This window comes from Pseudofrankia sp. EUN1h, assembly GCF_001854645.1.
Taxonomy (GTDB): Bacteria; Actinomycetota; Actinomycetes; order Frankiales; family Frankiaceae; genus Pseudofrankia; species Pseudofrankia saprophytica.
In genome coordinates this window covers 38638-48980 of the sequence record NZ_MBLN01000096.1, presented here as the reverse complement: position 1 = coordinate 48980, position 10343 = coordinate 38638, and the positions used below count along the sequence as shown (strand labels likewise).

At 71.6% G+C, this 10343-nt stretch carries 12 protein-coding genes; 8 read left to right on the top strand and 4 right to left on the bottom strand.

Annotation, left to right across the window (positions count from 1 at the left end; all coding sequences use genetic code 11):
• A partial coding sequence (locus tag BCD49_RS46650; protein WP_131803637.1) for an acyl-CoA dehydrogenase family protein occupies nt 1-104 on the top strand: 104 nt, incomplete at its 5' end.
• 462 nt (nt 105-566) lie between these two features.
• On the opposite strand, the gene BCD49_RS36455 is transcribed toward BCD49_RS46650, so the two are convergent.
• Together BCD49_RS36455 and BCD49_RS36450 are read right to left on the bottom strand one after the other, a co-directional pair.
• The gene (locus tag BCD49_RS36455) at nt 567-1121 is read right to left on the bottom strand and encodes a PIN domain-containing protein (RefSeq protein ID WP_007507366.1); all 555 of its coding nucleotides are present in this window, start codon (nt 1119-1121) and stop codon (nt 567-569) included.
• A gap of 3 nt (nt 1122-1124) precedes the next feature.
• A complete protein-coding gene (locus BCD49_RS36450; protein ID WP_007507364.1) occupies nt 1125-1583 on the bottom strand; it encodes an excisionase family DNA-binding protein in 459 nt (152 codons plus the stop codon).
• A 95-nt stretch (nt 1584-1678) separates the two neighbouring features.
• Here BCD49_RS36450 and BCD49_RS36445 point away from each other — a divergent pair, with 95 nt between their 5' ends.
• Nucleotides 1679-2050 carry an acyl-CoA dehydrogenase family protein gene (locus BCD49_RS36445; protein ID WP_084174250.1) on the top strand — a complete coding sequence of 124 codons (372 nt, stop codon included), beginning with the start codon at nt 1679-1681 and terminating at the stop codon, nt 2048-2050.
• 114 nt (nt 2051-2164) lie between these two features.
• On the opposite strand, the gene BCD49_RS36440 is transcribed toward BCD49_RS36445, so the two are convergent.
• On the bottom strand, nt 2165-2872 hold the full coding sequence (locus BCD49_RS36440) for a DUF2306 domain-containing protein (protein WP_007507361.1): 708 nt from the start codon (nt 2870-2872) through the stop codon (nt 2165-2167).
• A 155-nt stretch (nt 2873-3027) separates the two neighbouring features.
• On the opposite strand from BCD49_RS36440, the gene BCD49_RS36435 reads away from it, so the two are divergent.
• The 6 genes from BCD49_RS36435 (at nt 3028) to BCD49_RS36410 (ending at nt 9210) form a co-directional block, all read left to right on the top strand.
• Nucleotides 3028-4269 (top strand): sensor histidine kinase, encoded by a 1242-nt coding sequence (locus BCD49_RS36435; RefSeq protein WP_007507359.1) that lies wholly within the window; start codon nt 3028-3030, stop codon nt 4267-4269.
• Entirely contained in the window at nt 4266-4931 is a 666-nt protein-coding gene (locus BCD49_RS36430; RefSeq protein WP_007507356.1) for a response regulator, read from the top strand. Before BCD49_RS36435 ends, BCD49_RS36430 begins: the two co-directional genes overlap by 4 nt.
• Nucleotides 4932-5168: 237 nt before the next feature.
• Nucleotides 5169-6323, top strand: coding sequence for an ABC transporter ATP-binding protein (locus BCD49_RS36425; protein WP_007507354.1), 1155 nt, complete (start codon nt 5169-5171; stop codon nt 6321-6323).
• On the top strand, nt 6320-7150 hold the full coding sequence (locus BCD49_RS36420; protein ID WP_083401911.1) for an ABC transporter permease: 831 nt from the start codon (nt 6320-6322) through the stop codon (nt 7148-7150). Before BCD49_RS36425 ends, BCD49_RS36420 begins: the two co-directional genes overlap by 4 nt.
• A gap of 123 nt (nt 7151-7273) precedes the next feature.
• Nucleotides 7274-8608 carry a sensor histidine kinase gene (locus tag BCD49_RS36415; protein ID WP_035924761.1) on the top strand — a complete coding sequence of 445 codons (1335 nt, stop codon included), beginning with the start codon at nt 7274-7276 and terminating at the stop codon, nt 8606-8608.
• A complete protein-coding gene (locus BCD49_RS36410; RefSeq protein ID WP_071042422.1) occupies nt 8605-9210 on the top strand; it encodes a response regulator transcription factor in 606 nt (201 codons plus the stop codon). The genes BCD49_RS36415 and BCD49_RS36410 overlap by 4 nt, the downstream gene beginning before the upstream one ends.
• A gap of 89 nt (nt 9211-9299) precedes the next feature.
• Here the strand turns inward: BCD49_RS36410 and BCD49_RS36405 are convergent, their stop codons facing one another.
• Complete coding sequence (locus BCD49_RS36405) at nt 9300-10343, bottom strand: LLM class flavin-dependent oxidoreductase (RefSeq protein ID WP_007507347.1); 1044 nt, start codon at nt 10341-10343, stop codon at nt 9300-9302.

The window sequence follows — 10343 nt, the reverse complement described above, 5'->3', positions numbered from 1 at the left end:
GCTTCCTCAACAGCCGTGCCGAGACCATCTACGGCGGTGCCAACGAGATCCAGCGCACCATCCTCGCCGAACGCGTCCTCGCCCTCCCCAAGGAAGCCACCTGAGCTCTGACCCGGCGGGGTCAGAAGGACCAGTGCCAGGTGAGTAACGCGCCGAGCGCGCCGGCGGCCGCAACTTGGGCCAGTGGCTCCTCGACGGGAGGGAACGGTCATCGGCGATTCTGTCTGCTCCGCTAACCCGGCGGCACGGGCGCGGCTTTGTCGGGCTCAGGGCCAGCAGCGGTGGACGCGTAGGAGGGCGGACACGGCGGCGGTGACGGTCTCATCCTGAAGGCCGGCGTTGAGGGCGATCTGGACTACCTGGGTGACGGCCGGATCCGGTTTCCTTTCTTGCCGGGTGTTTGGTGAGGTTTCGGGACGGTCGTCGTGCTGGCGGGTGTGAGACGTTCGAGGACCCTGCCATGGAGTACCTGTCGACGGCTTCCACATGGATCTTCCMGGCAGCCGCCGCGGGCCTGCCTCCGGACGGACACCTTCTCGCCGCCGCAGTGCCGACCGGGTGATTGGCTATACCGTTCGGAGCGCGGCGACTGATTCCACGAGGCCGTCGCGTTCCAGCTGGTCGAGGACGTCGTCGATGGACTCCGGTGGGTTGGTCCGAGAATCGGCGATCTGACGGACGGATGCGGCGACTGCGCGCCCCTTGACGCCGATCTGGTTCAGCACGAAGGTGTCGGGCGACTGGGCGTCGATGTTCCACGGTTCCAGGTCGGTGGCGGGGAAGTGCTTCAGGTTGCGGGTGACGATGACCTGGGCGCCGGTCTTGACCGCCGCGGCGAGGACATGCCGGTCGTCAGGATCCGGGAGTTTAAGCCCGTCGATCAGCGGCTCGTGGCCGGACACCAGAGCGTCTCGGACAGCTGCGTTCATGAGGTCACGGAGACGGTCGAGGCGCGTGGGCGGAATGTCAGGCCGGTTGCGGCGGAGCGCGGTGACCATCTCGTCGAGGATCTGGCTGGTCCACTTGGCCTGGACCAGGCCCGACTGGGCGATTCTGATCAGCAGGTCGCGCAACGTGTTCGGGTAGAGCACATTGGCGTCGTAGACCACCGTGAAGGTCATCGGTCAGTACAACCCCAGTTCCTGGGTCAGCTGGGTCAGTTCATCGGCTGCGCGCCGCCGGGCCAGGTCGTCACGGCTCTTGTAGGCGCGCAGGTCCTGGAACCTGACTCGGCGGTGGGTGCCGACCAGTCGGAACGGGATCTCGCCGGATTCCAGGAGTTTGATCAGGTAGGGGCGGGAGACGTTGAGGAACTCGGCGGCCTGCTGTGTCGTCAGCTCGGCGGAGTCGGGGATCACATGGACGCCCTCGCCGTTGGCGAGAAAACTGAGGATCTTCGCGAGCAGGACGGCCGCTTCGCGTGGGACAACCAGCGCGTCGTCACCCGCGAGCTCACCGTTGATCGTGACCGGGCCCTCGCCGGGGTGAGTCGTCAGGTACTCGCCGATGCGTCGCGCCGCCCGCAGGGCAAGCTCTCTCTCGGCGCCCTGCTGCCTGGCCGCGCCGTCAACCTGGCCGGGCATCGCCGTCACCTCCACCATCGCGCACGGTCTTCTAATCGAAGTATCCGCAACAATCGCAACATCTGCAAGCCGGCTGACGCCACACGACCGGCACCTTGAAAGGGGGCGAGCACCTGACGGCCGTGGGCCGCAGCTCGTCCTCGGTCAGCGCGGACGTCTGGATCGGCCTCGAGGTGGTCCGCTACACCAACCTGCGGATGATCGGCACGCTCACTCGGACGGGCGACCTCGGCTCCGAGTCGTCCGTCTCCAAGCTGCAGTGGGCCACCTGGCATCAGCGGCTCGGCGAGCTCTCGATGCAGTTGCTCGGCCCGTCGGCGGAGATCGTCGGCGACGGCTACGCCCTCGACGGCTTCCAGCGAGGCTTCCTCAACAGCCGTGCCGAGACCATCTACGGCGGTGCCAACGAGATCCAGCGCACCATCCTCGCCGAACGCGTCCTCGCCCTCCCCAAGGAACCCGCCTGAGCCCCGGCTGGGGCGAAGCCCATCAGGAGGCTGGCATCCGCGGCCGTGAGGCGATGAAGGGGCGGGCCTCCGCTCCTGGTGACGCCCCGGGTGTGGGGAGGTCCTCGGGGTTGCTCACGGCCCGGCCACCGAGCGGGGGGTGGCCGGGCCGGCATACTTGTTGATGACCCAGTGGGCGACGATGAGATTGGGCACCCAGCAAAGAAACGGCACCACCTGGTATGCGCGGTCGAACGCGAGATCGGACTCGGTGCCAGCGATGCCGCTCTGCGCCGCGATCAGCACGCCCAGCCACAGGCGGAGGGTCACCGCGGCGTAGGTCATGGCGAACGTCCGGATCGCCCAGCGCCGGTGCGCGCGGATGTCCCGCCGGACGCCCGCCCGTGCCGCCGCCACGGCGAACACCACCCACAGCACGGCCAGGAGGCCGAAGCCGGCCGTGCCGACGCCGCCCGCGAGGCTGACCGGCGCCAGCACCGCGCCCGCGGTGCCCGCGACGCAGATGGCCGCGATCGTGATCCGTCCGACGACCCGGTGTAGCCCGGCCGCGCGGGCGCGCACCCTGGCCGAGAGCTGGATGGGTGACAGGAGCAGGGCCGTCCCGCCGAACACGACGTGCAGGTAGAACGCGGTCCGCAGCGGCAGCGAACGGTCGACGTAGTTGGCGGCCAGCCGGCTCTGGTCATCGGCCAGACTGCTCAGCGACGAGGTCAGGTACGGCAGCGGGGCGAACATCGCGATGGCCACCGCGCTGAGCGCGAACCACCAGAATGCCGCAGTGCGGGTGCGGCTCGGCGCGGCGGGCCGGTCGATCGTTGACATGGCGCCAACACTGGATCTCCCGCCCGATCCGGATCGACCCCCAGGCGGGTGGATTCCGGCTGCCCGCCCGGGGATGCCGCATCACCCGCACGGGTGACCCGAGGCTGCCCTGACCGGGGGTCGCGCGGGCGGACCGACGACCGTCACCATGACCTATGTCATCCACAGCCGTGGCCGGCCCGGCCGCCCGCCGCTCGACCCGAAAGGTGCGCGGGGACCGCCATGTTCGGGCGGCGTTCGTCACCTTGACGAGCCGCCCCGCGCGCTCCGACGTCTGGTTGGCCGTGGGCTTGGCGGCCGTGACCGTCACCGCGACGGTGCTCTCGCCGGGTGACCCGCCACACCGCCCCGCCGGCCTGCTCGGCGCGGCTCTCGTCGCTTGCGCGGCGTGGTCATTGGTATGGCGGCACTCAGCACCCCTCGCCGCGAGCGCGGTGACGTCGGTGGCCGTGGTGGTCAACTCCGCGGCCGGCTTCGCCACGGGCGCCGTGCAGTGGCCGGCCTGGCTGGCGCTGTTCGGCGTCTTCGCCGCCGGCGGGCTCGTGCCGCGTCTCGCGGGATCGGCACTGGCCGCGGCCGCGGTGGGCGGCTATGCGCTGTTCGACCGTGACGTACCGACGGCTGGAACGTTCAGCGGCATCGCGATGTGCTTCCTGATCTCAGTGATCGCTGGCGATGCCGCTCGGGCTCGCCGTGCCTACGCAACAGAACAGCGGGCCCGGCTGCTGGGTGAAGCGAGGGAACGGGAGCTGGCCGTGGAACAGGCGCAGTTCGACGAGCGTGCCCGCCTCGCGGGCGAGTTGCACGACGCGCTCGGGCACGCGGTCAACGTCGTGGTGCTGCAGGCGGGTGTCGCCCGCCGGGTCTTCGCCGACAATCCCGGTTTTGCGCGCCAGGCCCTCGCCGACATMGAGAACGTCGGCCGCGAGGCGCTGGGTGAACTGGATATGCTGCTGCGGCTGCTGCACCCGCGGGACGAAAAGCGGATGAGCGCGCACGGCGACGGTGGGGGCCTGGGCGTCGAGCTGGCCGGCCTCGTCGACCGGATCCGGGCGCTCGGCAGAGTGGTGGAGCTGGAGCTGGAGCCGATCGACCCCGCCCTGTCCGCCGATGTCGCCCGCACCGTCTACCGCGTGGTGCGGGAGGCGTTGACAAATGCCGTGCGCCACAGCAGCACCGGGCGCATCGAGGTACGAATGCGGGCCGACCCCGGCCGCGTCACGGTCGAAGTGTTCAATGAAGGTGACGGGTTCGCCGGCCCGGTGCTGGGCCGGGGTCTAGCCGGAATGCGGGAACGGGTACGGATCGAGGGCGGGTCCTTCGAGGCCGGCCCGGTCGAGGGCGGGTTCCGGGTCTTCGTCACGCTTCCGCTCCGCGCCGACGATGCCATCTCATGATCAATGTGCTACTGGCCGACGACGACGTTCTTGTGCGTAGTGGACTTCGCGCGCTTCTCGACGCGGAGCCCGGGATCAGGGTGGTGGGCGAAGCGGCGACCGGTGAGGACGCGGTGCGTCTGGCCCGCCGCGAGTGCCCCGACGTCGTCCTGATGGACGTGCGGATGCCGCGGCGGGACGGGGTCTGGGCAACCCGCCAGATCGCCAGCTGGCCCCTTCCTCGGCCGAGAATCCTCGTTCTGACCACGTTCGACCTCGACGAGATCGTCGAGGATGCGTTGACGGCCGGCGCGGACGGCTTCCTCCTCAAGCGGGCCACCCCGGACCAGTTGGTGGACGGGGTGCGGACGGTAGCCGCGGGCGACGCTCTGGTCGCGCCAGCGGTCACCCGCCGCCTGCTGGAGAAGTTCGCTCGCCGCCGCCCACCGGACCGGGAGCGACTGATACAGGCCGACCAGCTCACCGAACGCGAGAAGCAGGTGCTGCTCACACTGGCCGACGGACTGTCGAACCAGGAGATCGCCGAACGGCTGAACCTCTCCGTGGAGACGGTACGGACCCATCTCAAGCGGATTCTCGGCAAGCTCGGGGTCAGGGACCGCACCCAGGCGGTGGTATGGGCATACCGGACCGGCTTTGTCGACGCGGTATCTCACGACTAATTCGCGCCCGAGTAGATCGCGACGGGCGGGACATCGATGTCGACGACGCCATCGTCGGCGTCGAGAACGCAACACCGCCTGCCCAACAGCCTCGCCGACCCCACCCGTACACCCTGTGCGCCCGACGTGGCGTCGACGAAAACGTCTGGCCATCGCTGACATATGTCATGGGTGAACCCGGGTGCGGCTCATTGAATCTGGTGACGACGTCACCGTTCGTGATGCCGATGTTGCCGGATGCTAAATGCTGTGGACGAAGACACCAATGTCATCACCGTCACGGAGCTCTGGCGCCGCTATGGCCCGGTGGGAAGGCGCGGCTACGACGCGGTCCAGGGGGTGGAGTTCTCGGTACGTCGAGGCGAGCTGTTCGCGTTGCTCGGGACCAACGGCGCCGGCAAGACCTCCACCCTGGAGGTGCTCGAGGGTCTGGCCAGGCCGAGTGCCGGCACCGTCAGGGTGCTCGGGTGTGACCCGTTCCGGGACCGGCGCCTGGTACGCCCCAGAATCGGGATCATGCTCCAGGCCGGGGCGTTTCCCGCCGATCTGACGGTCACGGAGGCAGCCTGGGCGTGGGCCGGCACGCTGACGTCGCCGCGCCCGGTCGCCGAGGCGCTCGACATCGCCGGTGTGCGCGACCGGGCGACGGTCCGCATCCGGCAGCTGTCCGGAGGTGAGCGGCGCCGGCTCGACCTCGCCATGGCCATCCTCGGCCGGCCCGAGGTGCTGTTCCTCGACGAGCCGACAACCGGTCTGGACCCGGAGAGTCGCCGTGCGACCTGGGACGGGATCGGGAAGTTGCTCGCGGCGGGAACCACCGTGGTGCTCACCACCCATTACCTCGAGGAGGCCGAAGTGCTGGCGAACCATTTGGCAATCATGCATCGGGGCCGCCTCGTGCGGACCGGCACGCCGGCTGAGGTGGTCGCGTCGCAACCCGCCCGCATCTCGTTCGAACTGGACGCCGAACTCCCCGTCGAGCTACCGGAACTGCCCGGCACGCGGCTGCACCTGGCCGAGGCGTGGCTCGGCCGCCGGAAAGGCAAGGGCAAGGGAGGCAGCGGGAGCGGCGGAGGTGACGGCGGCGGCAGTGACAGCGGCGGAGGTGACGGCGGCGGTGACGGCGGCGGGGGTGGGGGCGGCTGCGCGGTCCTGCTGACCACCGCGGACCTCCAGCAGACGCTCGCGGTGCTTCTGGCTTGGGGGGACCGGCACGGGATACGCCTGCACAACCTCAACGCCCGGTCCGCGTCGCTGGAGGAGGCCTTTCTCGCCGTGGCCCAGGCCGAGGAGACCCTCGCCGGCGAGTTCGAACGCCCTGGGCGAGCAGTGCGGTCAGCCCAGGCGGCGCGGGCAACGCGGATGCGGCAACCGGACAGGATGTCGGTGTGAGCCGCGAAACCGGGCTGGCGCGCCTGCTGCCAGGAGTGGTCGGCGCCGGCGCGGCGCGTCGGATCAGGTCTCTGGGGCGGGCCGAAGCAGTGCTGCTCCGGCGGAACGTCGTGGCGCTGCTCATCGCTCTCGGAACCCCGGTGAGCCTGCTGCCGCTGGCCATGTCGGCCTCGGACCCGGACCGCCGGTTCGCCGGGCTCGGCGCGGCCGCGATCACCGCGCTGACGGCGATCGTGCTCCTGGCTGCCGTGTACTACAACCTCGTCACCACGCTGGTTGCTCGGCGTGAGGCCCTGGTGCTCAAGCGGCTGCGGGCCGGTGAGGCCAGTGACCTCGAAATCCTGGCCGGGACGGCGGCGCCGGCCATCGTGGTGGCCTGGGCGCAGATCGTGGTGGCCGCCGTGGCCACGGCGGCGCTGTTCGACCTGGCCGCGCCGGTGAACCCGCTGCTCGTGGTGGCCGCCGTCGGACTCGGYACGGTCGTGTTCGTGCTGCTGGCCGCGCTCAGCACCGCGGTGACCCCCAGTGTCGAGCTGGCACAGGTGACGACCATGCCGGTGCTGCTGGTGCCGCTGGCTCTGTGCGGGCTGTTCATCCCCCTGGACGACCTGGCCGCGCCGTGGCAGTCCGTCGCCCGGGTGCTGCCACTCACCCCGGTGGTCGACCTGATGCGACTTGGCCTGACCGGAACCGCCACCGACGGGCGCATCGTCGACTTCGCCGGGTCGTTCGGCGCGGCAGCGGTGCCGACCCTGGTACTGGTGTCGTGGGCGGGCGCGGCTGRCTGGGCGGCGCGGCAGTGGTTCCGGTGGGAACCGCGCCAGTGACCAACCGCCGGGCCGGGACGCGGGAAGATCGCGCTCGACCGTCCGAGGCGTGGTGGTCGTGACAGTGTGGACCGCATGACCAGGTGGTGGCGGTGGTGGCGCGCGCGGAGCAGCGCCGAGCGCATGGACGCCATGGTCCGGTGGCCGCTCTATCTGTTCTCCGCCGCCGAGCCGGGGCTGGCGCTGCTCGCGGTCAACTCCCGGGCGGGGGCCTGGGGATCGCTGGCCGCCGGTTTCCTGGTGGTGTCCGCGCTGCATGCCGTGGCCTGTGTCGTGCTGCTGCGCGCCGGGCTCGCGGCCTACCTGGGCGGACCGCGGCCGCCGGCTCGGCTGGTTGCCGGGGCCGCGGCGGGCGCCATCGCGGTGGTCGCGGTGGGCGCCGCCGTCCCCGGGTTCGCCGCCGATCCCGGCGACGGCGTCCCGGTCACGCTCACCGTGGCGATGATCGCCGGTGGCATGCTGACCGTGGCGGTCGCGCCGCTGCTGCGGACACCGGCGCTGCTCGGCTGCGTGTCGCTGGGCGCCGTCGTCGCCGGGGGGCTGGTCGCGGTCGTGGGGGCCGGAACGACGGGGCCCGGGAACGCGTCGGGCACGACGGCGTTCGAGGCGGCCGTGATTTACGCGTACACGGTCGTGTTCGTGGCGCTCACCTACCGGGTCTCGACCTGGATGCTCGGTGTGGTGTGGGAGATCGACCGGTCGCGGGCGGTCCACGCCAGCCTGGCCGTAGCGGAGGAACGGCTGCGGTTCGCCCGAGACCTGCATGACGTCCTCGGTCATAACCTGTCGCTGATAGCGGTCCAGAGCGAACTCGCCGCGCGCCTGGCCACCCGCGGCGACGCCGGAGTCGTGAAACGGATGCTGGAGGTCCGTCAGGTGGCCCACGATTCGCTGCGTGAGATGCGCGCGGTGGTCGACGGTTACCGCCGGGCCGACCTCGGCGCGGAGCTCGCGGGCGCGCGGTCGCTGTTGCGTGCGGCTGGCGTGGCCTGCCGGGTCACCGGCGAGGTCAGCCGGGACGGCCGTGATCAGGCCCTGCCCGCCTCCGCGCAGGCCACGCTCGGATGGGTCGTCCGGGAGGCGACCACCAACGTGATCCATCACAGCGAGGCCACCACCTGCACCATCGACCTCGAGGTGCGCGGCGGCCCCGGTCGCGCGCGTACCGCGGTGCTGCGGATAGCCAACGACGGCGTTCCGGCAGTCCCGGCGGGCACCACCAGGCTGGGCGGCTCGGCCCCCGCCCCTGGGGCGGGCAGCGGCCTCGCCGGCCTCGAGGAGCGGCTCGCCGGCTTGGGCGGCGTTCTCACCGCGGCCCGGGAGCCGGGCGGCTACTTCGTCCTGGAGGCGCGGCTCCCGGTCCCCATCGACGCCGCGGAAGGCACGTCCCTGGTCGGGACATCGCCGCCCGCGTCGCCCGCGTCGCCCGGGGCTACCGTGGCGGAGGCGGGCCGGTGATCAAGGTGCTGCTCGCCGATGACGAGAACCTCATCCGCGGTGCGCTGGCGGTGCTGCTGTCCATGGAAGACGACATCACGGTGGTCGCGCAGGCGGCATCCGGGCCGGAGGCGCTGGCGATGGGACGGCTCCACCGCCCCGACGTCGCGCTACTCGACCTCCAGATGCCTGGTCTGGGCGRCATTGCTGTCGCCCAGGCGCTGCGTACCGACCTGCCCACGTGCGCCAACGTGATCCTGACCAGCCACGGGCGGCCCGGCTATCTCAAGCGGGCGCTCGCCGCCGGAGCGCGCGGCTTCCTGCCCAAGACCGTGTCCGCGCAGGTGCTCGCCGACGTGGTGCGGGTGGTGCACGGCGGCGGCCGCTACGTGGACCCGGAGCTGGCCGCCGAGGCCATCGCGGCCGGAGACAGCCCGCTGACGCCGCGCGAGACCGAGGTACTCGATCTAGCTGCCGGCGGCGCGCCGGTGGAGGAGATCGCGGCGCGGGTGTCGCTGTCGCGGGGTACGGTGCGCAACTACCTGTCGTCTGCTGTCGCCAAACTGAGTGCCGTCAACCGGCACGAGGCCGTCCAGCTCGCTCGCGCCCGCGGCTGGATCTGACCCGGAAGCGCCCGCCCTCGGCCGTCAGCCGGGACGCCTGCTCCCGCCGGCAGGCGCCGGCGGAGCGGTCGAGCAGGTCGACGGCCGTGTCAGCGCTCCACAGCGCTCGTGATGCGATCGGCACGGGACGCGCTCCCTCCGGTGGCCGGGCCGGCGGCGAGGAGCGGGGCGAGCCGGGTGCAGATCGTCTGGACGTGGCGGGCGACGGTCTCCTCGGGCTGGCCGCCGACCGACGCCCACAGGAAGACAGTCTCGACCGGGGCGTCGCTCACATGGTCGAAGATGCGCCCGGCGATGGCCTCCGGAGTGTCGCACCAGAAGTAGCCGAGGATCCGGGCGGAGCGGGTCCGCAGCTTCTCCGGGTCGAGCGCCCTGGGCTCCGGCTGGTCGGTGCCCTCGACCATGTGCCGGCGGTAGGAGTCCTGCTGGTAGGCGAGGTAGGGGGCGACCAGCGGCCAGTCGGCCTCCGGGTCGTCGCTGACCCACGCCTGGATCCCGCCGGCCATCCGGGCGGTCGCCGGGTCGTGGCCGGCCTCGACGAGCCCCGCGCGGTACTGCGGCCAGTTCGCCGCGTCCGCGGACAGCAGCGGCTCGCCGAGCAGGCCGGCGCGCCGTGCCCCCTGAGGGCCCTGGTAGCCCATCCAGATCGGGGGCCGTTCCTGGACCGGCCGGGGCGTCACCCCACCCGGTCCCCACAGCCGGCGGATCTCGCGTGCCCGCTCGTCGGTCTGCCCGTAGCGGCGTTCCATGGACGCCCCGAACAGGGCGTACTCGGGGACGCGGTAGCCGGCGCCGATACCCAGATCGAGCCGCCCGGCGGAGACGAGGTCGACCATCGCGGCCTGCTCGGCGATCTCGGCGGGATGGTGCAGCGGCGCGACGACGATGGCCGTGCCGATGCGCACCCGGGACGTCCGGGCGGCGATCGCCGCGGCGAACGTCAGCGGCGCGGCGAGGTAGTCGTCGTCGAACCGGTGGTGCTCGGTCAGCCAGACGGAGTGGGCCCCGAGGTGCTCGGCCTCCTGGCACATCTCCAGGGTGAAGGCGTGCAGCCTGGCCGGGTCGCGCCGCCACCGCGGCGGGTTGCGCAGGTCGAAGTAGAGGCCGACGTCGAGTCCTCCCGAGGCGTTCAC